23 protein-coding genes are annotated in these 23241 nt (G+C 71.3%); 10 read left to right on the plus strand and 13 right to left on the minus strand.

The features are described 5' to 3' along the window. Positions 1-509 precede the first annotated feature (509 nt). The gene (locus ACH4VX_RS06990; protein WP_398366317.1) at positions 510-1151 is read right to left on the minus strand and encodes a DNA-3-methyladenine glycosylase; all 642 of its coding nucleotides are present in this window, start codon (positions 1149-1151) and stop codon (positions 510-512) included. Between the two features lie 189 nt (positions 1152-1340). Between ACH4VX_RS06990 and ACH4VX_RS06995 the strand changes: the two genes are divergently transcribed. The 3 genes from ACH4VX_RS06995 (at position 1341) to ACH4VX_RS07005 (ending at position 3419) form a co-directional block, all read left to right on the plus strand. Beyond that, positions 1341-2123 carry a sporulation protein gene (locus ACH4VX_RS06995; RefSeq protein ID WP_398366318.1) on the plus strand — a complete coding sequence of 261 codons (783 nt, stop codon included), beginning with the start codon at positions 1341-1343 and terminating at the stop codon, positions 2121-2123. Between the two features lie 42 nt (positions 2124-2165). Then, positions 2166-2705 carry a YbhB/YbcL family Raf kinase inhibitor-like protein gene (locus ACH4VX_RS07000; protein ID WP_398366319.1) on the plus strand — a complete coding sequence of 180 codons (540 nt, stop codon included), beginning with the start codon at positions 2166-2168 and terminating at the stop codon, positions 2703-2705. Positions 2706-2912: 207 nt separating this feature from the next. Next, a complete protein-coding gene (locus ACH4VX_RS07005) occupies positions 2913-3419 on the plus strand; it encodes an HNH endonuclease (RefSeq protein WP_398366320.1) in 507 nt (168 codons plus the stop codon). A gap of 137 nt (positions 3420-3556) precedes the next feature. Here ACH4VX_RS07005 and ACH4VX_RS07010 read toward each other — a convergent pair whose 3' ends face one another. From ACH4VX_RS07010 to ACH4VX_RS07020, 3 genes are all read right to left on the minus strand, one after another. Beyond that, positions 3557-4504, minus strand: coding sequence for an SPFH domain-containing protein (locus ACH4VX_RS07010; RefSeq protein ID WP_398366321.1), 948 nt, complete (start codon positions 4502-4504; stop codon positions 3557-3559). 148 nt (positions 4505-4652) lie between these two features. Next, entirely contained in the window at positions 4653-5084 is a 432-nt protein-coding gene (locus ACH4VX_RS07015) for an NfeD family protein (RefSeq protein ID WP_398366322.1), read from the minus strand. A gap of 98 nt (positions 5085-5182) precedes the next feature. After that, positions 5183-5980: an ABC transporter ATP-binding protein gene (locus ACH4VX_RS07020; RefSeq protein WP_398366323.1), complete on the minus strand. Its 798-nt coding sequence runs from the start codon at positions 5978-5980 to the stop codon at positions 5183-5185. Positions 5981-6142: 162 nt separating this feature from the next. On the opposite strand from ACH4VX_RS07020, the gene ACH4VX_RS07025 reads away from it, so the two are divergent. Further along, positions 6143-6937 carry a hypothetical protein gene (locus tag ACH4VX_RS07025; protein ID WP_398366324.1) on the plus strand — a complete coding sequence of 265 codons (795 nt, stop codon included), beginning with the start codon at positions 6143-6145 and terminating at the stop codon, positions 6935-6937. A gap of 244 nt (positions 6938-7181) precedes the next feature. Here ACH4VX_RS07025 and ACH4VX_RS07030 read toward each other — a convergent pair whose 3' ends face one another. The 3 genes from ACH4VX_RS07030 to ACH4VX_RS07040 form a co-directional block, all read right to left on the minus strand. Then, positions 7182-7427 (minus strand): chaplin, encoded by a 246-nt coding sequence (locus tag ACH4VX_RS07030; RefSeq protein ID WP_398366325.1) that lies wholly within the window; start codon positions 7425-7427, stop codon positions 7182-7184. 158 nt (positions 7428-7585) lie between these two features. Continuing rightward, positions 7586-8227, minus strand: a complete 642-nt coding sequence (locus ACH4VX_RS07035) for a response regulator (RefSeq protein WP_398366326.1) — start codon at positions 8225-8227, stop codon at positions 7586-7588. Further along, positions 8220-9365, minus strand: a complete 1146-nt coding sequence (locus ACH4VX_RS07040) for a GAF domain-containing sensor histidine kinase (protein WP_398366327.1) — start codon at positions 9363-9365, stop codon at positions 8220-8222. Before ACH4VX_RS07040 ends, ACH4VX_RS07035 begins: the two co-directional genes overlap by 8 nt. 246 nt (positions 9366-9611) lie before the next feature. Here ACH4VX_RS07040 and ACH4VX_RS07045 point away from each other — a divergent pair, with 246 nt between their 5' ends. From ACH4VX_RS07045 to ACH4VX_RS07055, 3 genes are all read left to right on the plus strand, one after another. Beyond that, a complete protein-coding gene (locus tag ACH4VX_RS07045) occupies positions 9612-10310 on the plus strand; it encodes an SDR family NAD(P)-dependent oxidoreductase (protein ID WP_398366328.1) in 699 nt (232 codons plus the stop codon). Further along, positions 10307-11350, plus strand: a complete 1044-nt coding sequence (locus ACH4VX_RS07050; protein ID WP_398366329.1) for an S-adenosylmethionine:tRNA ribosyltransferase-isomerase — start codon at positions 10307-10309, stop codon at positions 11348-11350. The genes ACH4VX_RS07045 and ACH4VX_RS07050 overlap by 4 nt, the downstream gene beginning before the upstream one ends. 339 nt (positions 11351-11689) lie before the next feature. Next, entirely contained in the window at positions 11690-12421 is a 732-nt protein-coding gene (locus ACH4VX_RS07055) for a transglycosylase SLT domain-containing protein (RefSeq protein ID WP_398366330.1), read from the plus strand. Between the two features lie 90 nt (positions 12422-12511). On the opposite strand, the gene ACH4VX_RS07060 is transcribed toward ACH4VX_RS07055, so the two are convergent. Then, positions 12512-15019, minus strand: coding sequence for an FHA domain-containing protein (locus ACH4VX_RS07060; RefSeq protein WP_398366331.1), 2508 nt, complete (start codon positions 15017-15019; stop codon positions 12512-12514). A 243-nt stretch (positions 15020-15262) separates the two neighbouring features. Here ACH4VX_RS07060 and ACH4VX_RS07065 point away from each other — a divergent pair, with 243 nt between their 5' ends. Both ACH4VX_RS07065 and serB read left to right on the plus strand, forming a co-directional pair. Then, entirely contained in the window at positions 15263-17332 is a 2070-nt protein-coding gene (locus ACH4VX_RS07065; protein ID WP_398366332.1) for a streptophobe family protein, read from the plus strand. A 94-nt stretch (positions 17333-17426) separates the two neighbouring features. Further along, positions 17427-18635, plus strand: a complete 1209-nt coding sequence (gene serB / locus ACH4VX_RS07070) for a phosphoserine phosphatase SerB (protein ID WP_398366333.1) — start codon at positions 17427-17429, stop codon at positions 18633-18635. Positions 18636-18716: 81 nt separating this feature from the next. On the opposite strand, the gene ACH4VX_RS07075 is transcribed toward serB, so the two are convergent. From ACH4VX_RS07075 to ACH4VX_RS07090, 4 genes are all read right to left on the minus strand, one after another. Then, positions 18717-19235, minus strand: a complete 519-nt coding sequence (locus ACH4VX_RS07075) for a SixA phosphatase family protein (protein ID WP_398366334.1) — start codon at positions 19233-19235, stop codon at positions 18717-18719. 65 nt (positions 19236-19300) lie between these two features. Then, entirely contained in the window at positions 19301-19507 is a 207-nt protein-coding gene (locus tag ACH4VX_RS07080) for a hypothetical protein (protein ID WP_398366335.1), read from the minus strand. 158 nt (positions 19508-19665) lie between these two features. Then, positions 19666-19782 (minus strand): SGM_5486 family transporter-associated protein, encoded by a 117-nt coding sequence (locus ACH4VX_RS07085; protein ID WP_398366336.1) that lies wholly within the window; start codon positions 19780-19782, stop codon positions 19666-19668. 522 nt (positions 19783-20304) lie between these two features. Beyond that, on the minus strand, positions 20305-21624 hold the full coding sequence (locus ACH4VX_RS07090) for a CynX/NimT family MFS transporter (RefSeq protein ID WP_398366337.1): 1320 nt from the start codon (positions 21622-21624) through the stop codon (positions 20305-20307). A gap of 70 nt (positions 21625-21694) precedes the next feature. Here ACH4VX_RS07090 and ACH4VX_RS07095 point away from each other — a divergent pair, with 70 nt between their 5' ends. Then, positions 21695-22405, plus strand: coding sequence for a FadR/GntR family transcriptional regulator (locus tag ACH4VX_RS07095; RefSeq protein WP_398366338.1), 711 nt, complete (start codon positions 21695-21697; stop codon positions 22403-22405). A 67-nt stretch (positions 22406-22472) separates the two neighbouring features. Here the strand turns inward: ACH4VX_RS07095 and fabI are convergent, their stop codons facing one another. Beyond that, positions 22473-23240: an enoyl-ACP reductase FabI gene (gene fabI, locus ACH4VX_RS07100; RefSeq protein ID WP_398366339.1), complete on the minus strand. Its 768-nt coding sequence runs from the start codon at positions 23238-23240 to the stop codon at positions 22473-22475. Position 23241: the final 1 nt, after the last annotated feature.

A 23241-nucleotide genomic window follows, 5' to 3' on the forward strand; every position in this document is an offset into this window, starting at 1 on the left:
TCGACCATCCGGAAAACCCGGACGGACGGGGTATCAACATATCTGGCGTTGACTTTTGGCACGCTGTTGAGTTCTCAAGGAACGGACGCTTCCTTTGTACTCACCCTCTCGGGCTTTCCTCCGGGCGCTTCCCTTCGGTCTTGCGTTTCCGACTCTATCAGATCTTTCCGACCCGATTTCCTCGGTGCTTTCCGGGTTCCCGCTCTCGCGTTTCCCTTTCCGGCGGTTCCGACTCTATCAGATCCTTTCGGTCCTGATTCCCGGTCGGCGGGTTTTGCCGTTGAGCCCTCGGCTTTCGCCTGTCGGCCTTTCGACATTCACTACGTTAACCGATTTCCCCGCCCGGTTCATAATCGGGCTCTGCGGTTCGAAATTCAGACATGTGGACATGACGAATTCGCCCCCGCTGAGGGGTGATCGTAGGTAGTGGGTTGGCCGCTTCCGGTTGCAGGCGATTGCCATACCCGGTTCAGCGGCTCGGACTACATTACGCACCTTCCATGGTCGAGTCAACTTCGGCGGCGGCGCGGCACGTGGGCCCGGTAGGGACTCACCGTCGGGTCGTCGGCGACCCAGTAGCGCCAGGGGTGGACAGCTCCCTCGCCGGAGACTCCGGTGCGCGGGCCGTTGCTCACCCGGTCGGAAGGGACTGGGGTGCCGGTGAGGATCCGTAGCGGGGTATCGCCGGTGGCGCAGGCGTCCGTGCCGTTGAGTACGCGGTCGACGCCGAGGGCCGTGGCCAGACGGGCCGGACCTTTGGCGAGTTCCTTGTCGTTGCGGGCCGAGAGCCGACGGGCGCGGGCCGGCTCGGCGCCCTCGATGATCTCGCCGGCCCGCAGCAGCACGGCGCTCGCGCGGCCCTCCGGGCCGCATACGAGGTTCATGCAGAACCACATGCCATAGGTGAAATAAACGTACACATGGCCGGGCGCACCGAACATCACGTCATTGCGGGCGGTGCGACCGCGATAGGCGTGGGAGCCGGGGTCGTTCGGGCCGTCGTAGGCCTCGACCTCGGTCAGGCGGAGGGCGATCGGACCGTCCGGGGTGCTGCGGACCAGGATCCGGCCGAGGAGGTCGGGGGCGACCTCGAGGACGGGGCGGTCGAAGAACTCTCTGGGCAGGGGCGTACGGTCGGGGGTCGCGATCATGCCGTCCGAGGGTACTGGAGACGGATGGTGCCACGGGGTGGTCAGCGGGCTCCGCAGTTGCCAGGGTGTGGGACGCGGAACCGGCCACGGCCGGATCGCGTTGTTAGGGATCAAGGGTCCATACATACGACTCGACGCAGGACGACGGATCAGGTGTGGCCCACGGGGGTCGCCTGGAGAGGGAGAGACATGGCGTTCAAGAAGCTGCTGGCGAGTCTGGGTGCCGGCGGGGCCTCGGTCGAGACGGTGCTGCACGAGGTCAACGTGGTTCCGGGCGGTGTCGTCCAGGGCGAGGTGCGGATCCAGGGCGGGTCCGTGAACCAGCAGATCGAGGGTCTGTCGGTCGGGCTGCAGGCCAAGGTCGAGGTGGAGAGCGGCGACCAGGAGTACAAGCAGGACATCGAGTTCGCCAAGTCGAGCCTGGGGGGCGCCTTCGAGCTCCAGGCGGGTGCGGTGCACGCGGTGCAGTTCGGGCTGGAGATCCCGTGGGAGACGCCGATCACGGTGATCGACGGGCAGCCGCTGCGCGGGATGAACATCGGGGTGAGCACCGAGCTGGCGATCGCGCGGGCCGTGGACTCCGGTGACCTGGACCCGGTCAGCGTGCACCCGCTGCCGGCGCAGAAGGCGATCCTGGACGCGTTCATCCAGCTGGGCTTCCGCTTCAAGAACGCGGACATGGAGCGCGGCCACATCCGGGGCACCCGGCAGAAGCTGCCGTTCTACCAGGAGATCGAGTTCTTCCCGCCGCAGCAGTACCGGGGGCTGCACCAGGTCGAGCTGAGCTTCGTGGCCGATGAGCAGGCCATGGACGTCGTGCTGGAGATGGACAAGAAGCCGGGTCTGTTCAGCGAGGGCAGCGACACGTTCCGCTCCTTCAAGGTGGGGCTGAACGACTACCAGGGGACCGATTGGACGGCATACCTCAACCAGTGGCTGTCGGAGGTCGGCAGCAAGCGCAACTGGTTCTAGGCTCGGTCCCCGACTGAACGCAACCGATCAGGAGGTACCGAGGTGACCGAGCTCAAGCGGCGGCCGCTCCCCCACGACTTCCATCCGCCCGTGCCGTCGTTCGCGGTGTCGAGCGAGGACGTGCAGGAGGGGGCGACGCTCAAGGACGCTCAGGTCCACGCGGCCGGCAACACCTCGCCGCACCTGCGGTGGGAGGGGTTCCCGTCGGAGACCAAGGGCTTCGCCGTGACCTGCTACGACCCTGATGCCCCGACGGGCAGTGGGTTCTGGCACTGGGTGGTGTTCGACATCCCGGCCACGGTGACCGAGCTGCCGGTCGGTGCGGGCAGCGGCACGTTCGAGGGGCTGCCCGAGGGCGCGGTCCACGCGCGCAACGACTACGGCAGCAAGGACTTCGGGGGTGCCGCGCCGCCGCCGGGGGACGGGCCGCACCGGTATGTGTTCACGGTGTACGCCGTGGACCAGGAGAAGCTCGGTCCGGACTCGGACGCGTCTCCCGCGGCGGTGGGATTCAATCTGCGGTTCCACACGCTGGCGCGCGCGCAGCTGATCGGTGAGTACGAGGTGCCGGCGGATTCCTGAGCGGTCCGAGCGGCCCGAGGGTTCATGGAACGTTTGCCCGTCCCTGGTCTTGGAATTGATCAGGGGCGGGCATTTTTGTTGCCGGGGGTCGCGGGGGTCACCTCCCGCAGGAGCAGCAGATATTGCGTTGTCCATCTCGGCGTGCCCGGCCAGAGTTGATCCCAGTCCGCCGAGGGGTGGGCCGGTGCACACGGGAGGTGGGCTGGTATGCGGGACACGCTGGTACTGAACGCGAGCTTCGAGCCGTTGTCGACGGTGACGCTGAACCGAGCCGTCGTTCTGGTGCTTCAGGACAAGGCCGTCGTCGAGCAGGCCCACCCCGAGCTGCGGATGCGTGGAGCCGCGGTCGACATACCGGCGCCCCGGGTGATCAGGCTCTGTCAGTACGTGAGGGTGCCGTTCCGAAGACAAGCGCCGTGGTCGAGGCGGGGTGTCCTGGTGCGGGACCAGCACCGGTGCGCGTACTGCGGGCGGCGGGCGACGACCGTGGACCACGTGGTGCCGCGGTCGCACGGCGGGCAGGACACGTGGCTGAACACGGTGGCGTCCTGTGCCGAGGACAACCACCGGAAGGCGAACCGGACGCCTGAGCAGGCGGGTATGCCGCTGTTGCGGCGGCCTTTCGAGCCGACGCCGGCTGATGCGATGTTGTTGGCGCTGGGCGCCGAGGATTTTGAGGCGTTGCCCGAGTGGCTGACGCTGGATGCGGCGTGAACGGCTTCGTCGTAGGGGTCGGGACGGTTCCCCGGGCGCGGGTTGTGCGTGGTTGATCGCGCCCACGCGGCGGAGCCGCGTATCGATGGGGCCCCGCGCCCCTGGGGGTGCGGGGAACCCCGTGCTTTCAGGTCCCGTCAGTCGATCGAGGGCTTCTCGCGGCGTTCCTGGGCTGGGACGTTGGCGGATCCCGAGGTGCTGTTGCCGCCCATCGCTCCGAAGTTGCCCATCGCGCCGGAGAGGCCCTTGAGGGCGTCGCCGATTTCGCTGGGGACGATCCAGAGCTTGTTGGCGTCGCCCTCGGCGATCTTGGGGAGCATCTGGAGGTACTGGTAGGAGAGGAGCTTCTGGTCGGGGTCGCCGGCGTGGATGGCCTCGAAGACCGTACGGACCGCCTGGGCCTCGCCCTCGGCGCGCAGGGCCGCTGCCTTGGCCTCACCTTCGGCGCGCAGGATCTGGGACTGCTTCTCGCCCTCGGCGCGCAGGATCTCGGACTGCCGGACACCCTCGGCCTGGAGGATCGCGGCGCGCTTGTCGCGGTCGGCGCGCATCTGCTTCTCCATCGAGTCCTGGATGGAGGTGGGCGGTTCGATGGCCTTGAGCTCGACGCGGTTGACCCGGATGCCCCACTTGCCGGTGGCCTCGTCGAGGACGCCGCGCAGGGCCGCGTTGATCTCCTCGCGGGAGGTGAGGGTCCGCTCCAGGTCCATGCCGCCGATGATGTTGCGGAGCGTGGTGACGGTGAGCTGTTCGATGGCCTGGATGTAGCTGGCCACCTCGTAGGTGGCGGCCCGGGCGTCGGTCACCTGGTAGTAGATGACGGTGTCGATGTTGACGACCAGGTTGTCCTGGGTGATCACCGGCTGCGGCGGGAAAGGGACGACCTGTTCGCGCAGGTCGATGCGGTTGCGGATGGTGTCGATGAACGGGACCACGATGTTGAGGCCCGCGTTGAGTGTCCGCGTGTAGCGGCCGAAGCGCTCGACGATGGCGGCGCTGGCCTGTGGGATGACTTGGATCGTCTTGATCAGGGCGATGAAGACCAACACCACCAGGATGATCAGAACGATGATGATCGGTTCCATCGTCGGTTCCCCGAACCCTTCTTCGCCTCGGCGCCTACGGCAGATCGTATGCCTGTGGAAGATCTCGCAGTTGAAGATCTTGTTGGTCGAGTCTGACAGACCATCGGTGCAACTGGGAGGTTGTTCGCCCCAGTTGTGTCGCGGGAGGTCACATGATGATGGCTGTGGCTCCCTCGATGTCCACGACGTCCACTTCCTGGCCTACTTCATAGGCGTGGCCGGCGTCGAGTGCGCGGGCCGACCAGACCTCGCCGGCCAGCTTGATCCGGCCGCCGGAGCCGTCGACGCGCTCCAGCACGACGGCCTGTTTCCCTTTCAGGGCGTCCACGCCGGTGGCGAGTTGGGGCCGCTGGGCCCGATGTCTGTTCGCGATGGGCCGTACGACGGCGATGAGGGCGGTCGAGACGACGGCGAAGACCGCGACCTGGGCGACGGCGCCGCCGCCGAAGATGCCGGAGACCACTGCCGCGGCGACGGCGCCCACCGCGAGCATGCCGAGTTCGGGCATCGCGGTGATCACGAGCCCGATGCCGAGTGCCGCCGCGCCGATCAGCCACCACAGCCATGCGTCGATGTCCACGTGGTCATGGTAGAACCGCACACCCGGTCGCCGACAGGGCGCCGATCAGTTTGAACGCGCCTTGCGGCTCCGGGGCTTGGGTTTCGGGAGGGGCTGGTTCAGGAGATCGGGAGGCCCTGGGCGGTGAAGCGGTCGCCAACCTGCTCGACGACGAGCGGCAGGCCGAAGCAGAGGGAGAGGTTGCGGGAGGTGAGTTCCAACTCCAGCGGGCCGGCGGCGAGGACCTTGCCCTGGCGGATCATCAGGACGTGGGTGAAGCCCGGAGCGATCTCCTCGACGTGGTGCGTGACCATGATCATGGAGGGGGCGATCGGGTCGCGGGCGAGCCGGCCGAGACGGCGTACGAGGTCCTCGCGGCCGCCGAGGTCGAGTCCGGCGGCGGGCTCGTCGAGGAGCAGCAGTTCGGGGTCGGTCATCAGGGCGCGGGCGATGAGGGTGCGCTTGCGCTCGCCCTCGGAGAGCGTGCCGAACCTGCGGTCCAGGTACTCGGACATGCCGAGGCGGTCGAGGAAGGCGCGGGCGCGCTGCTCGTCGATGTCCTCGTACTCCTCCTGCCAGCCGGCGGTCATGCCGTAGGCGGCGGTGAGCACGGTCTGCAGGACGGTCTGGCGCTTGGGGAGCTTGTCGGCCATGGCGATGCCGGCCACGCCGATGCGGGGGCGCAGTTCGAAGACGTCGGTGCCGGGGGTGCCGAGGGTCTCGCCCAGAATGCCGACGGTGCCCTTGCTGGGGTAGAGGTAGCTGGAGGCGATGTTGAGGAGGGTGGTCTTGCCGGCACCGTTGGGGCCGAGGATGACCCAGCGCTCGCCCTCCTTGACCGACCAGGAGACCTGGTCCACCAGAGCCCGGCCCTCACGGACCACGGATACGTCCTGAAGCTCCAGAACATCGCTCATGAGCGCGTTGTCTCCCCTTGCAGTGTGGCCGGTCTCGGCTGTCGCGTACGCCTGTAGGTCGGTCCGCCGCACCCGTGGGCGCAGCCCATCATGAAATCTACGCCACTGGTCGACCCGGACATTCCTCCGGTCCGCTTCTTGGGCTCTGTCTAGGGTGTACGCATGCTCTCGGAACCTCGCTCTGGACACCTCGCCGCTTGGGGAAACGCCCTTCTTGCCGGACTTGTCTCACCGGACGACGCCGTGCTCGCGATCGTCGGGGAGGACGCGGTGCACCGGGTGGAGGGGGTGCCGGGTGAGCCGGCGCCCGTGGGGCTCACGCTGGCGCTGGGGCGGCTGCGGACGCTCGGGGTGACCGGGCTGCGGGTGGCGCTGCCGGCGCCGGGGCATCCGCTGGGGCTGAGCGGGCCGCCGGAGTTCAATGCGCGGGCGCTGGAGGCGGAGGAGGCGGTGGTCTGCTCCGGGGCCGCGCTGGGGCTGGTGCCGGAGGTCCACGGGGCGGGGCCCGCGGGTGATGTGCATGTGGAGGTGGTGTGGCACTGCCTGCCGGTGCGGGAGGCGCCGCCTGCGGATGTGCCGTCGCTCGGTGAGGCGGAGCGGGAGCTGGCGGAGGCGCTGCGGGAGGCCACCGAGGTGCTGACGCGGCTGGATGTGGCCGGGTCGGGGCCGGTGGCGGAGGCGGCGATCGACGCGTATCGGGCGCGGGCCTCGGGCTCGCGGGAGCGGGAGGTACTGGCGCCGGGGTATCCGCCTCGGGCGGTGCGGGTGCTGGAGCTGGCTCAGCGGGTGGGGGCGCTGGTGTCGCTGGCGGAGGGCGGGGGGCGGAGGCACGGGGGTGCGGTGAGTGCTTCGGAGATGGCGGCGCGGACTGCTGCGTTGCGGCCCGTTGAGCGGACGGCTCGGCGGGCGCAGGTGGCTGCGTACAACTCCGTTGTGGAGGAGCGGGGGGTGGGGTGACGTCCCTCGTTGTGCTGTCCGGGGGGTGTTTGCGCAGCCCGGCGCTTGCGGGGTGCCGTCGCGCCCACCCGTGCCGCCCCAGCGGCACGACTGCCCGCGGAGGGCGGAGGGCGGAGGGCGGGGGCGGCATGACTGCCCGCGGAGGACGGAGGCGGTAGTCGAGTCTTCGCGGGGGGTGGTGGGGGGCATGGGGGAGCCCCGGCGCTCGGTGGGGGCGGGCGGCCGGGGCTGTGCCGGGTGTGCGTCAGTGGTTGACGGCGGTGTTGCCGAAGGCCGGGTTCAGGAGGCCGATGACGTTGACGCTGTTGCCGGACACGTTGACCGGGACGTGGACCGGCACCTGGATGACGTTGCCGGAGACGACGCCCGGGGAGCCCACGGCCGTGCCGTCGGCGTGGCTGCCGTCGGTGGCGGAGGCCATTCCCGTACCGGCCGCGAGCAGACCGCCGGCCACCATCGTCACGGCCGCTGCCTTCTTCAGGTTCTTCACTTTCCGAGCCCTCCTTGCGATGACCGCGGCAGGCGCCGCGGTACGCACTGGAGAACGGCGGATGCCGACGAGAGATACGGCCATCCGGGGGACATTCCCACTACGGTATGAATCTCGGATCGGACGGGAACCTTCCGCAGGGCGTACTGCGTCACGGGTCAGTCGCTCAGGCCATGGCGCACGGCCCACAGGGCCGCCTGGGTACGGTCCGCGAGGTCGAGTTTCATCAGGATGTTCGAGACGTGGGTCTTCACGGTCTTCTCGGAGAGCACCAGGGCGCGGGCGATCTCCCGGTTGGCACGGCCGTCCGCTATGAGCCCGAGCACTTCGCGCTCCCGTTCGGTGAGGGACCCCGCGCGTCCCGGGCCCGAGCCGGTCTCCTCCTGGGACAGCAGCGCGCCGGCCACCTCCGCCTGGAGCAGCACGTGCCCGGCGTGCACGGAGCGGATGGCTCCGGCGAGCGCGTCGGGGTCGACGTCCTTGTACACGTAACCGGCGGCGCCCGCGCGAAGGGCGGGGACGACCGTGCGCTGCTCGGTGAAGCTGGTGACGATCAGCACGCGCGCGGGGTGGTCCAGTTCGCGGAGCCGGCGCAGCGCGTCCACGCCGTCCATGCCCGGCATCTTGACGTCCATGAGGATGACGTCGGGCCCCAGCTCCCCCGCCAGGGCGACTCCTTCGGCGCCGTCCGCGGCCTCGCCGACGACCTCGATGTCGTCCTGCACCTCGAGGAAGGTGCGCAGGCCCCGGCGTACCACCTGGTGATCGTCGACCAGCAGCACCTTGATTGCGTCAGCCACCGGGGACCTCCATCTCGATCATGGTGCCCTTGCCGGGCGCCGATTCCACGGTCAGCCTGCCGCCGACCCCGCTCGCCCGGTCCCGCATGGAGACCAGGCCCAGGTGGCGGCCCGCGCGGCGGACGATCCGCGGGTCGAAGCCGCCGCCGTCGTCGCTGACCCGCAGGACCGCTCCGCCGCCGCGGCGGTCCAGGGTGACGTCGACGTGGTCGCCGCCGGAGTGGCGCAGGGCGTTGTGCAGTGCCTCCTGGGCGACGCGCAGCACCGCCTCCTCCTGGGCGGCCGGGAGGGCGCGTACGCCGTGCCCGGTGAAGGTCACGCGCGCGGTGTGGGCGCGGTCGAGGACCTGGATCTGTGTGCGGAGCGTGGCGACGAGGCCGTCCTCGTCGAGGGCCGCGGGGCGCAGTTCGACGACCGCCGCGCGCAGTTCGTCGGCGGCCTCGGCGGCCAGGGCGGCGACCTGCTGGAGTTCGCCCTTGGCGCGGGAGGGGTCGCGGTCGACGAGGCGGGCGGCGGCCTGTGCGGTGAGCCGCAGGGAGAAGAGTTTCTGGCTGACGGCGTCATGGAGCTCGTGGGCGAGGCGGGAGCGTTCCTCGGCGATGGTCAGTTCGCGGCTGCGTTCGTAGAGCCGGGCGTTGGTCAGGGCGATCGCCGCGTGCTGGGCGAGGATGCCGAGCAGTTCCTCGTCGTCCTCGGTGAAGCCGCAGGTGCCCTCGGGCTTGGGGCACCTCTTGTTGGCCAGGAACAGGGCGCCGATGACCTCGTCGCCGTCGCGGATGGGCAGACCCAGGAAGTCGGCCAGCTCGGGGTGGGTGCTGGGCCAGCCCTCGAAGCGGGGGTCGCGGCGCACGTCGGCGAGGCGCTGCGGAGTGGCCTCGTCGATCATCGCGGCGAGGATGCCGTGCTGGCGCGGGAGGGGGCCGATGGCCTTCCACTGGTCGTCGCTGACGCCGTCGACCACGAACTGGGCGAAGCCACCGTGGTCGTCGGGCACGCCGAGCGCGGCGTACTGCGCGTCGAGGAGTTCGCGGGCCGAGGCGACGATCGTCTTGAGGACGTCGCGCACCTCGAGGTGCCTGCTCATGGCCAGCAACGCGGAGCTCACCGCGGCGAGGCCGGACCGGGGGCCGTGACTCATGTCCTCACGGTACCGGCGGGCTGTGACAGCGGGATCGGACGTGTGTCGGCCGTCGACCGGCCGGTGGTCCTAGGTCGGAGGTCCCGCGGTTCCCGTCGGAGGCGTAGGCCGCCGGGCCCGGGGACGGTGGCGTAGGCCGAAGGGACCCGGGGCGCTGCGTCCCGGGCCCGAGGCGGTGGCGGTGGGCCGGTCCCTAGGTTGAGGGCACGCCGATCGAGCGGCGTCGACGACGAGGGGACGGTTGGCATGCCGGTTGCGATCATCACGGGGGCTTCGAAAGGGCTCGGGGAGGCGCTCGCCCGGGCGCTGGCGGCGCGCGGCTGGGATCTGGTGCTCGACGCGCGGGGGCCGGTGCCCCTGGCGGAGGCTGCGGGGCTGGTGTCGGCGCACGGCACGCGTGTGACGGCGCTGCCGGGGGACGTCACGGACGCCGCGCACCGCGCGGAGCTGGTGGCGGCGGCGTGGCGGCTGGGCGGGGTGGATCTGGTGGTGCACAACGCGAGCGCGCTGGGCGCCGAGCCGCTCGTCCCGCTGGAGGAGCTGCCGCTGGAGGGGCTGCGGCGGGCGCTGGAGGTGAACCTGGTGGCGGCGCTGGGCCTGGTGCAGGAGGCGCTGCCGCTGCTGCGGTCCGCGCCGGCCGGGGCGGTGCTGGTGGTCAGCTCGGACGCCGCGGCGGAGGCGTATCCGACGTGGGGCGGGTACGGGGCGTCCAAGGCGGCCCTGGACCAGCTGGCGGCGGTGCTGGCGGTGGAGGAGCCGGGGCTGCGGGTGTGGGCGGTCGATCCCGGCGACATGGCGACGGACCTGTACGCGGCGGCCGTACCGGACGACGACGATCCGCGGCCGGAACCGGCCGGTGTGGTGCCCGCCTTCCTGCGGTTGCTGGACGAGCGGCCGGCGAGCGGCCGCTACGGCGCTACGGCGCTGCTGGAGGAGCGTCGATGACCGTGATCGTGGAGGTGCCGGAGGAGTTGTCCGCGCGGGTGCCGGTGGAGCAGCGGGGGCCGGGTCTGGACCGGGACGCGGTGCGGCTGCTGGTGTCGCGGGGCACGGCGGTGTCGCATCACGCCTTCGTGGAGCTGCCGCTGCTGCTGCGGGCCGGGGATCTGCTGGTGGTGAACACTTCGCCGACCCTGGCGGCGGCCGTCGGGGGGTGGATCGGGCACGCGCGCGTGGTGGTGCATTTCTCCACGCGCGGCGACGACGGCCGGTGGGCGGTCGAGCTGCGGGAGCCCGACGGGCACGGCACCACGCGTGCGCGCGCGGGGGCGCCCGCGGGTACAGAGGTGCGGCTGGTCGGGGGTGCGCGGCTGGTACTGGAGGAGCCGCTGAGTGCGCGGGGTGAGCGGCTGTGGTGGGCGCGTGTGCCGGGGGACGTGCTCGGGGTGCTGCGGGAGCACGGGCGGGCCGTCCGGTACGCGTACACGGAGCGGGACCAGCCGTTGTCGGTGTACCAGACGGTGTTCGCGCTGCCGTCACCGGACGGGGCGGGGAGTGCCGAGATGCCGAGTGCGGGGCGTCCGTTCACCGCGCGGATGGTGGCTGAGCTGGTGAGCCGGGGTGTGCAGTTCGCCCCGGTCACGCTGCACACCGGGGTGGCGTCGGGTGAGGCGCACGAGCCGCCGTATCCGGAGCGGTTCGTGGTGCCGGAGGCGTCGGCGCGGCTGATCGGGGCGGTGCGGGCGGGGGGTGGCCGGGTGATCGCGGTGGGGACGACGGCCGTCCGGGCGGTGGAGTCGGCGGCCGGTGCGGACGGTGTGGTGCGGGCCCGCGCGGGGTGGACCGATCTGGTGGTGACCCCTGAGCGCGGGGTGCGGGTGGTGGACGGGCTGCTGACCGGGCTGCACGAGCCGGAGGCCTCGCACCTGCTGATGCTGGAGGCGGTCGCGGGGCGGGCGGCGGTCGACCGGGGGTACGAGGAGGCGCTGCGCGGGCGCTATCTGTGGCACGAGTTCGGTGACGTGCACCTGGTCCTGCCGGGGTGACGGAACCCCCTCACGCAGTGCATTGCTCCAGCAACCAGCAGTGAGACCGGAGGGTGTGTGATGTGAGGCCGGGCATAGGGCGCACATCACGTACGAAGCGGAGTAGGAGAGACATATCGCCCGCTTGAGCGGGTCATACACCCCAATCTGCCCTGTTTCTCCCCTCCCTGATCCACTACCCGGCTTCGTACGTCACACCTTTGCCACGTCATTTTGCGGCCGCTAAGAATGGCTGCGTCGCTCAGCGCCGTGGGTATCCCCCGCGGCGTTTGTGCCGGAAGCACCCTGTCCCCACCGGACGTTGAGCGACCTCCGCGCTATTCGAAGAGGTCCATCCGCATGCCGAAGAACATCCTCACCCGTGGTCATAGTCGTGCCCTGACCCGTCACCACAGGATCGCCGCCGCCGGTGTCGCGGCCCTCGGTGCCGCCGCCATCGGTTTCTCGGCCATCCCGAGCAACGCTTCCACGACCACGACCGAGGTTGCCGCGCCGACCGCGAAGGTGGCGTACAGCACCGAGCAGATCGCGGACGTCCACGCCGGCGTCACCGACCAACTCGCCGGCGCCAGCGTCAAGGCCGAGCAGATCGCGGCCAAGAAGCAGGCCGCGGCGGAGGCCACCGCCAAGAAGGAGGCCGCCGCTGCCGCCGCGAAGGCCAAGGCGGAGAAGGCCCGCCAGGCCGAGGAGGCCGCCAGCCGTGCCGCCGAGCGCGCCGAGGTGAAGAAGGCCGCCCCGCAGAAGAGCTACGGCAACACCCTGGACGGCTGGATCCGTGAGTCCCTGGCCATCATGAAGAAGCACGGCATCCCGGGCTCCTACGAGGGCATCCACCGCAACGTCATGCGGGAGTCCTCCGGCAACCCGAAGGCGATCAACCTCTGGGACATCAACGCCCAGAACGGCATCCCGTCCAAGGGCCTGCTCCAGGTGATCCCGCCGACGTTCGAGGCCTACCACGTCCCGGGCACCCCGAAGAACATCTACGACCCGGTCGCCAACATCACCGCCGCCTGCAACTACGCGGCCGACAAGTACGGCACCATGGACAACGTCGACAGCGCGTACTGAGGTCGGCGCGGACCTCTTCTCGCGAACACAGACGCCGAAGGGCGGCACCCTCCTGACGGGGTGCCGCCCTTCGGGGCCGTACGGCGCGGATCACTTGCGCATGACCTCGGGCTCGTGGCGGCGCAGGAAGCGGGCCACGAAGAAGCCGCAGATCACGCCGAGGACGATCAGCGCGCCCATGTCCATGGCCCAGGCCCCGACCGTGTGCTCCCACAGCGGGTCGGTGTCACCTGCCGTCTCCGGCGGGCTGATCCTGTTGAAGTCCAGCGTGGCGCCCGAGGCGGCGACCGCCCAGCGCGACGGCATCAGGAACGAGAACTGGTTGACGCCGATCGAGCCGTGCAGGGTGAACAGGCAGCCGGTGAAGACGACCTGGATGATCGCGAACATCACCAGCAGCGGCATGGTCTTCTCCGCGGTCTTCACCAGCGAGGAGATGATCAGGCCGAACATCATCGAGGTGAAGCCGAGCGCCATGATCGGCACGGAGAGCTCCAGCAGCGTGAAGCCTCCGAAGACCAGGCCCTCCTCCGGGATCTCCCGGCTGGAGAAGCCGATCACGCCGACCAGCAGTCCCTGCAGCACGGTGATCATGCCGAGCACGAACACCTTGGACATCAGGTACGCCGAGCGGGACAGGCCGGTGGCGCGCTCCCGCTCGTAGATGACCCGTTCCTTGATCAGCTCGCGCACGGAGTTCGCCGCACCCGCGAAACAGGCGCCCACCGCCAGTATCAGCAGGACCGTGGTCGCCGTGCCGTTCGGGATGATCCGGCCGGTCTGCGGGTTGGGCGGGTTGGGCAGCAGGCCCTTGTCGGCGTCGATGAGCAGGCTCACCGCGCCGAGAACGGCCGGGAGGATCACCATCAGGGCCAGGAAGCCCTTGTCGGAGACGATCACCGAGACGTAGCGGCGCACCAGGGTGACGAACTGCGACATCCAACCCTGCGGCTTCGGCGGCTTCATCGCCTGCATCGCCGGGACCTGTACGGACTGCGGCGCGACCGCGTCGATGTCGGCGGCGTACATCTGGTAGTGCTGCGAGCCCTTCCAGCGGCCCGCCCAGTCGTAGTCGCGGTAGTTCTCGAAGGCGGAGAAGACGTCGGCCCAGGTGTCGTAGCCGAAGAAGTTCAGCGCCTCCTCGGGCGGACCGAAGTAGGCGACCGAACCGCCGGGCGCCATCACCAGGAGCTTGTCGCAGATCGCCAGCTCGGCCACCGAGTGCGTGACGACGAGGACCGTACGGCCGTCGTCGGCGAGGCCGCGCAGCAGCTGCATGACGTCGCGGTCCATGCCCGGGTCGAGGCCGGAGGTGGGCTCGTCCAGGAAGATCAGGGACGGCTTGGTGAGCAGTTCCAGGGCGACGGAGACACGCTTGCGCTGGCCGCCGGACAGGGACGTGACCTTCTTGTCCTTGTGGATGTCCAGCTTGAGCTCGCGCAGCACCTCGTCGATGCGGGCGTCGCGCTCGGCGGCCGTGGTGTCGGCGGGGAAACGGAGCTTGGCCGCGTACTTGAGGGCCTTCTTGACGGTCAGCTCCTTGTGCAGGATGTCGTCCTGCGGGACCAGACCGATGCGCTGACGCAGCTCGGCGAACTGCTTGTAGAGGTTCCGGTTGTCGTAGAGGACCTCGCCCTGGTTGGCGGGGCGGTAGCCGGTGAGCGCCTTGAGGAGCGTGGACTTGCCGGAGCCGGACGGGCCGATGACCGCGATCAGCGACTTCTCGGGGACACCGAAGGAGACGTCCTTGAGGATCTGCTTGCCGCCGTCGACCGTGACGGTCAGGTGACGGGCGGAGAAGGACACCTCACCGGTGTCGACGAACTCCTCGAGCCGGTCACCGACGATCCGGAACGTCGAGTGGCCGACGCCCACGATGTCGGTGGGGCCGAGCAGTTGCGAGCCGCCCTTGGCGATCGGCAGACCGTTGACGTACGTGCCGTTGTGCGAGCCGAGGTCGCGGATCTCCATGCGGCCGTCGGGCGTCGAGTGGAACTCGGCGTGGTTGCGGGAGACCTGGAGGTCGGAGACGACCAGGTCGTTCTCCAGGGCACGGCCGATGCGCATCACGCGGCCGAGGGAGAACTGGTGGAACGTGGTGGGGCTGCGGTCGCCGTAGACCGGAGGCGCCCCCGCGCCGCTGCCGGGGCCCTGCTGCTGCGGGATGTGCGGCGCGGGCTGCTGCGGTACCGGCTGCTGCCAGCCGGGCTGCTGGGCGGGCTGCTGCGGCGCCTGCTGGGACCAGCCGGGGTTCGCTCCCTGGGCCGCGTACGGCTGCTGCGGCTGGGCCTGCGGCGTGGCGGCCGCGGCGCCGGACAGCGTCACGCGCGGGCCGTCGGTCGCGTTGCCCAGGTTCAGCACCGTGTCGGAGCCGAGCTCCAGGTGGTGGATCCGCTGCCCCTGCGCGAACGTGCCGTTGGTGCTGCCGTGGTCCTCGATGACCCAACCGCGGCCGTTGAAGCTGATGGTGGCGTGACGCCAGGAGACCCTGGCGTCGTCCAGCACGACGTCGCCCTGCGGATCACGTCCGAGGGTGTAAGGCCTGGACGGATCGAGCGTCCAGGTCCGTCCGTTTGATTCCAGTACGAGTTCCGGCACTCCATGCCCCACTGAGTTGTCCCCCGAATTTCCCCCATCGCAGGGAGTCTAGGGATGTCGAACATCGGGGGGAACTATTTCAGGCTCGGCCCTATGACCGAAAGTCGGGCCTTGTCACGAGCGCGCACCAAGGTGTTCACCGGCTTTCGTCGACGGGGTTGAAATCGGCCCGGAGAGTGGTAAACCACGCGAGGGGGACATGTGCGGCCGTCACGCCGCGTCGCGGATCGGGGGGGGTCTGCCATGAGTGCTGCTGCGAGCGTCGGGGCCGCGCGGCGCGGCACGCGCGTGCCGTGGGTCGATGTGGTGATGTCCGCGGTCGCCGCGGTGAGCTGGGCGCTGATCGGGATGGCGGGGACGGCGGCGCTCGGACTGCGTCTGCTGGACGCGGACGCGGCCGGTTCGCTGGGCCCGATGACCGCCGCGGTGGTGGCCCTGGGGGCGGGCGGTTCGGTCACGCCGTCCGGCGGCGTGTCCGCCTTCGGGCTGTCGGGCGCGGAAGCAGACACGGCCGTGGAGGTCACGCCGCTGGGCGTGGGCCTGGTGGGCGCGCTGCTGCTGTCGTACTTCTTTCTGCGGTCCTTGCGGGCGGCGGGATCCGTGGTCTCCGGCGCCGAACTCCTCGCGCGTGCGGGCGCGGTGGTCGGGCTGTTCGTGGCGATGACGGGCGGGCTGGCCCGGGCGGGGCACGACGTCATCACCATCGACGGGGGGTCGCTGGGGCCGGACGACCTGCCGGGGGCGGGCGGTGGCGGGGTCGAGATCCCGGGGCTGGGCGATGTCGGGGGGCTGCTGCCGGACCGGGTGGGTGATCTCGTCGACGCGGAGGCGGCGGTCGGGTTCACCGTCGACACGCTCCCGACGCTGCTGGGTGGCCTCGGCTGGGCGGCCGGCGTCCTGCTCGTCGCGCTGCTGGCGTCCCGCCGCACTCCCCTGCCGCGCGGCTGGGACGCCGTGCACCGTGTCGTACGGCCGGCGGTGTCCGCCCTCGTCACGGTGGGGCTGGTGGCGGTGGCGGCGGGGCTCGCGGCGGCGGGGTACGCGGCGGCCGGCGACGACCATCCCCGGCGGATCGTGGGGGCGGCGCTGCTGGGGGCGCCGAACGGGGTGTGGATCGGGGTGCCGCTCGGCCTGTTCGTGCCGTGGGACGGTCGGGCGAGCGGGGCGCTGCTCGGGGTGCTGCCGCACCCCGTGGACGATCTGCTGCGGGCCGGCTCGGACCGGTCCGTCACGCTGGGTCGGCTGGCGGAGTTCGACGGGCGGGTGTGGCTGCTGGCGGTGGCCGCCGCGCTGATGATGCTGCTGGCGGGGGTGCTGACGGGCGTGCGCACGCCGGTCGGGGACGCGGCGGATCGCGGAGCGGCCGGTTTCGCGGGGCGGTGTGCGCTGCGGCTGGGTGTCGCCACGGCGTCGGCCCTGCCGTTGCTGGCCTGGCTGACGGAGGTGTCCGCGAACGCCTCGCTGTCCGTGCTGGGCTTGGACGCGTTCGGCGCCGGCATCGAGCTGCGCGGCCGGCTCGGCACGGCGCTCCTGCTGGGCGCGGTGTGGGGCGCGGGCGCGGGCGCCGCGGGAGCACTGCTGGCCCGGGCGAGCGGCGCGGCGGGGACGCGGGCGGCGGCGCTGGCACGGGGTGACACGAGGGCGGCCGAGGAGGGGCGGTCGGTGGAGGGCGTCGAGGGCTGGGGCGGGGTCACGGCCGCCGGGCCGTACGAGCCCGGGGTTCCTTACCGGCCCCCGAATCCGGACACCAATCCGTACCTGTGGGTGGGACCGGAGCCGCGGGGGTCCCAGGAGTCACGGACGCCGCAGGAACCGTGGCGGCCGGGAGCAACGCACGGGGCGCGGGAAGCGGGGGCGCAGGGGCCGTGGGGGCCGGGAGCAACGCACGGGACGCGGGAACCGCGGGAAGCCAGGGCGCGGGCGCCATGGGGATCGGGGGATCGAGGACCGCACGAATCGTCGCAGGAGCCGGGAGATCGAGGACCGCAGGAAGCGCACGGGGCGCAGGGAGCGCGAGGGCCGCAGGGGCCTCGGGGACCGGAGGACGCGGCACAGGGACCTCGGGGACCGGAGGACGCGGCGCCGGAGGGCGGTGACCCGCACGTACCCGGAGACCGCGATGGGTGCGGCGACATCTATGGGGCACCCACTGTGATCGGACCGGTCGAGCCGCCCCGGCGAGGGCCCGGTCCGCGGGGCCGGGACCGGTCGCCGTTGTGGCCGGACGAGCCGCCGCCGCCACCGCCGCCGCCACCGCCGCCGCCACCTCCGCCGCCCTCTCCCCCGGCACCTCGGAAGCCGGACCGTACGTAAGCTCCGGGACACCCCGGTGACGGGCAGTGTTCGTTGTCCGGCTGGCGGACCTCGGAGGCGCGGGGCACTGGGTGCCGGATACGGTGGGAACACCATGAGCGCATCGCAGACCACCGACGTTCCCACCCTCCTTGTCAAGATCTTCGGCAAGGACAGGCCGGGCATCACGGCCGGCCTCTTCGACACCCTTGCCGCCTACTCGGTCGACGTGGTCGACATCGAGCAGGTCGTCACCCGTGGCCGCATCGTGCTCTGCGCGCTCGTGACCGAGCCGGCCAAGGGGCTGGAAGGGGACCTGCGGGCCACCGTCCACAGCTGGGCGGAGTCGATGAAGATGCAGGCGGAGATCATCTCCGGCAAGGGCGACAACCGTCCGCGCGGGCTCGGCCGCTCCCTGGTCACCGTGCTGGGCCACCCCCTCACATCGGAGGCGGCGGCGGCGATCGCCGCGCGGATCACCAGGACCGGCGGCAACATCGACCGTATCTTCCGGCTCGCCAAGTACCCGGTGACCGCCGTGGAGTTCGCGGTGTCCGGCGTGGAGACGGAACCGCTGCGCACCGCACTGGTGACCGACGCGTCACGGCTCGGGGTCGACGTGGCCGTGGTCGGGGCGGGGCTGTACCGGCGGGCGCAGCGCCTGGTCGTCATGGACGTGGACTCCACGCTCATCCAGGACGAGGTGATCGAGCTCTTCGCCGCGCACGCCGGCTGTGAGGACAAGGTCGCCGAGGTGACGGCGGCCGCGATGCGCGGGGAGCTGGACTTCGAGCAGTCGCTGCACGCGCGCGTGGCGCTGCTGGAGGGGCTGGACGCCTCCGTGGTGGACAAGGTCCGCAGCGAGGTGCGGCTGACTCCGGGCGCCCGCACCCTGATCCGTACGCTGAAGCGCCTCGGCTATCAAGTGGGCGTGGTCTCGGGTGGGTTCACCCAGGTCACGGATGATCTGAAGGAACGGCTGGGGCTGGACTTCGCCCAGGCCAACACCCTGGAGATCGTCGACGGGAAGCTGACGGGCAAGGTCACCGGCGAGATCGTGGACCGGGCGGGCAAGGCCCGGCTGCTGCGCCGGTTCGCCGCCGAGGCGGGCGTGCCGCTGTCGCAGACGGTGGCGATCGGTGACGGTGCGAACGATCTCGACATGCTGAACGCGGCGGGGCTCGGTGTTGCCTTCAACGCCAAGCCGGTGGTGCGCGAGGCGGCGCACACCGCGGTGAACTTTCCCTTCCTGGACACGGTCCTGTATCTGCTCGGTGTCACGCGCGAAGAGGTCGAGGCGGCTGACACGCTCGACGTGGACTGAGCCGCCCGGACCGGGGCACGGCGACGGACGGGCCCGGTACCGACGGACGTCGTCGGTACCGGGCCCCTGTCGTGCCGGGTGTCACTCGGTGGGCGCCCAGTAGTCGACCAGCGTGCCGACGCCGGGCTCGAGGGACTTCCAGGAGCCTGTGAAGGACAGGACGGCGAAGGCGGCGGCCGGGTAGCCGAGCCGGCTCATGCGTTCGCGGGCATCGCCCTCCGCCGTGCCGGCCAGGATGTCGGCGAGTCCCTGGAGGCCCGGGTTGTGGCCGACCAGGAGGACGTTCTGCGCGTCGTCGGGGGTTTCGTTGAGCAGGGCGATCAGCTCGCCGGGCGAGGCATCGTAGACCCGCTCCTCGTAGACGGTTTTCGGTCGCTCCGGGAACTCGTGGACCGCGAGCTTCCAGGTCTCACGGGTCCGGACCGCGGTGGAGCACAGGGCCAGATCGAAGGCGATTCCGGTGTCGGCGAGCTTGCGTCCGGCGACGGCGGCGTCCATGCGGCCCCGCTCGGCGAGCGGGCGCTCGTGGTCGGCGACCGGGGGCCAGTCGGCTTTCGCATGCCGGAAAAGGACAATCCTGCGGGGTTCTGCGACGCTCATGTGACCCAGCTTCGCATGAAACAGGCCATGGGGCGCAGGGAGTTGACCGGCGCTTCCGGGGGTGTTCAGTGGGCTATGAGCTGCTGCGCGCGCTCGACGAGGTGGGTGAGCGCGGGCTCACCGGCTGCCGCGTGGGCCTCGGAGGGGTTCAGGATCAGGGTGAGCAGGGCGACGAAGGCGAGGGTGGGCAGGGCCAGGGCCCACCACGGCAGCCGGGTGTCGACGCCGCCCCGGGGGACCGGGTGGGGCCGGGTGTGCGTGCGCGCCGACATGGGGGCCTCCGCTCTTCGAATGGTCCGTGGCCCGCCGTACGCGGCCACATCTCGAAGGTACGGATCCCGGGGGCCCCAACCCATCCGGTGATCCACCCACTTGACCCTGACCCTGGCCCCCTAGGGGATGGTGGTGCCAGCACCACCCTCATGGGCCGTCACGGCGCGAGTACGGTCGCGATCACGCCGATGACGATGAAGATGGCGAAGAACGCGCCGAAGACGAGCATCAGCTTCTTCTGGCCGTTCTGCGGATTCGGGTCGAGGACTGGCATACGGCAAGTCTCGCACCCCGTTCGCCTGCGGCGGGCTTCGGGGGTCGCGCGGCGCGGGTGGCCTGCCGGCCCGGCGCGGGCTGTCTCCCGGCCGCGCGGGTCGCCTGACGGCGGGGTACGGGCTGTCTCCCGGGCAGGACGGCCGCCGGCCAGGCACCCGAGGCCGACGGCCGGGCGCGGGTGGCCTGCCGGCCGCGCGTGACCTCCGGCCCGGCACGTGCAGCCGCACGACCACGCCGGAGGCCTGGGCACAGGATGCCCGGTCGACCAGCCGCAGGCTTCCTGGCAGCCAGGCACGCGAGGCCCGGCGGCCGCGCGCGCCGGCACGACGGCTCCGCCGGCCGGTCCACGCGGTGCGGCGGGCCGGGACGGCACGTCAGCGGGACCGGGACAGTCGAAGTGTGCGGCTCCTGGCTGTGGGGGTGCTCGTTTGTTGCGCCCCCGCCGCCCCTTCCCTTCCCGTCTCTGGGGGCTCCGCCCCCAGACCCCCGTTCGCGCAGTTCCCCGCGCCCCTGGGGGGCGTCAGGCCGTCGTCGCCTCGTCCTCCACCGTGCGGTCGCGGCCCGCCAGGACGCCCACGATCGTCTGCGGGATCATCAGGCCGGCCATCAGCGCGATCGGCAGTCCCCAGCCGCCGCTGTGCTGGTAGAGCACGCCCACCAGGAGCGGCCCGGGGATGGAGATCAGATAGCCGGTGCTCTGCGCGAAGGCCGACAGCTGGGCCACGCCCGCGCCGGTCCTGGCCCGCATCCCGACCATGGTGAGCGCCAGCGGGAAGGCGCAGTTCGCGATGCCCAGCAGCACCGCCCAGGCCCAGGCACCGGCGGCCGGCGCGAGGTACAGGCCCGCGTATCCGACGAGGCCGCTGACGCCCAGCACGAGCACGATCGGGCCCTGGTGGGGCAGCCGGGTGGCGAGGCGCGGGATGACGAAGGCCAGCGGGACGCCCATCACCATGGTGACCGCGAGGAGCAGCCCGGCCGTGCCGGCGGGGACGCCCGCGTCCCGGAAGATCTGCGCCATCCAGCCCATGGTGATGTAGGCGGCGGTGGCCTGGAGCCCGAAGAAGACGGCCAGCGCCCAGGCGGTACGGCTGCGGGTGATGCGCAGCGCGGGCGTCCCGGCGGGGGCGGTCCGCCCGGTCCGTGCGCCGCCCCACGCCCCGTCCTGCTCCCGTTCCCGCTCCCGTGCGAAGGGGATCCACGGCAGTACGGCGGCGACCGCCAGGGCCGCCCACACGGTGAGGCCCGCCTGCCAGTTCCCGCCCAGGGCGTCGGTCAGCGGCACGGTCACGGCCGCCGCCGTGGCGGTGCCCAGGGCGAGGGCCATGGAGTACAGGCCGGTCATGGAGCCGACCCGGTCGGGGAACCGGCGCTTGACGATGACCGGCATCAGGACGTTGCTGACGGCGATGCCCATCAGCGCCAGCGCGCTGGTGGCCAGGAACGCCGCCGTGCCGCCCACGTACGGGCGTATCAGCAGGCCGGCACCGATGGCGACCATGCCGGCGCAGACCACCGCGCCCGCACCGAACCGGCGGGCCAGCCGCGGCGCGGTGACGCCGAAGACGGCGAAGCACAGCGGGGGCACGGAGGTGAGCAGTCCGGCGACGCTCCCGCTCATGCCGAGCCCGTCGCGGACCTCCTCGAGCAGTGCGCCCAGGCTGGTGATGGCGGGGCGGAGGTTGAGCGCGGCCAGCACGATGCCGACGACGAGCAGCCGCGTCCGCCACGCGCCCGGGGCACCTGCTCCGGGGACGGTCCGGACTTCGGACGCGGCCGACGTGCGTACGGTCGTGGACGTGAGCGTCCGGGTTTCCTCGCTAGCCATGACGCCCATCATAGAATCATGGGATGATTGGTTGTCCATGCCGAGGTCGCCGCGCGGCGCCGCTGTCGTGCGAAGGTGTGTCATGCCGCTGAGCCATCCCCGTCGTTCGGCCCTGTCCGAGCAGGTCATCGCCGCTCTGCGGGCCCAGATCACCTCGGGCGAGTGGCCGGTCGGCGCGCGCATCCCCACCGAGCCGGAGCTGGTGGAGCAGCTGGGGGTGGCCCGCAACACGGTCCGCGAGGCCGTCCGCGCGCTGGCGCACAACGGGCTGCTGGACATCCGCCAGGGTTCGGGCACGTACGTCGTGGCCACGAGCGAGCTGGCGGGCGTGATGCACCGCCGCTTCGCCGACGCCGACCCCCGGCACATCGCCGAGCTGCGCTCGACCCTGGAGTCGGCGGCGGCGCGGCTGGCCGCCGAGCGGCGTACGGAGAAGGACCTCAAACAGATCGACACCCTGCTGCTGCGCCGGGAGGAGGCCTGGGAGTCGGGCGAGGCGGAGGCGTTCGTGGCGGCGGACGCCACGTTCCACCTGGCGGTCGTGGCCGCCTCGCACAACGACGTGATGACCGCGATGTACGCGGACCTGAGCGAGGTGCTGCGGGACTGGCTGCGCGGCGACGTCGGCGAGGACATGTCCCCCGAGGCGCACATGGACCACGGCCGGCTGGTGGAGGCGATCCGCGCGGGTGACGCGCCGACGGCGGCCGAGGAGGCCGCCGCCTATCCGTTCATGTGCCGTCCGGGGCTGTTCGGTCCGCCCCCCGGTGACCGGCCCACGCCGAACCGCTGAGCCGTCCGGGTGACAACGCGAAGGCCCGCACCCCGTACGGGATGCGGGCCTTCGGCAAGGCGTCCGGTCAGGCGCCGATGGCGTGCAGACCGCCGTCCACGTGGACGATCTCGCCCGTGGTCTTCGGGAACCAGTCGCTCAGCAGGGCGACGACACCCCGGCCGGCCGGCTCCGGGTCCTTCAGGTCCCACTCCAGCGGGGCGCGGCTGTCCCACACGGAGGCCAGCTCGCCGAAGCCCGGGATGGACTTGGCGGCCATGGAGCCGATCGGGCCCGCCGAGATCAGGTTGCAGCGGATGTTCTGCTTGCCCAGGTCACGGGCCATGTAGCGGCTGGTGGCCTCCAGGGCGGCCTTGGCCGGGCCCATCCAGTCGTACTGCGGCCAGGCGTACTGCGCGTCGAAGGTGAGGCCGACGACCGAGCCGCCGTTCTGCATCAGCGGCAGGCAGGCCATGGTCAGCGACTTCAGGGAGTACGCCGAGACGTGCATGGCGGTGGCGACCGACTCGAACGGCGTGTTCAGGAAGTTGCCGCCGAGCGCGTCCTGCGGGGCGAAGCCGATGGAGTGGACCACGCCGTCGAGGCCGCCCAGCTCCTCGCCGACCACGTCGGCCAGCCGGCCCAGGTGCTCGTCGTTGGTGACGTCGAGCTCGATGACCTTGGTGGGCTTGGGGAGCTTCCTGGCGATGCGCTCGGTCAGGGTGGGCCGCGGGAACGCGGTCAGGATGATCTCGGCGCCCTGCTCCTGGGCCAGCTTGGCGGTGTGGAAGGCGATGGAGGACTCCATCAGCACACCGGTGATCAGGACGCGCTTGCCCTCGAGAATTCCGCTCATG

The sequence above is a fragment of the Streptomyces sp. NPDC020731 genome (genome assembly GCF_044334705.1).
In the GTDB taxonomy this organism is placed as follows: Bacteria; Actinomycetota; Actinomycetes; order Streptomycetales; family Streptomycetaceae; genus Streptomyces.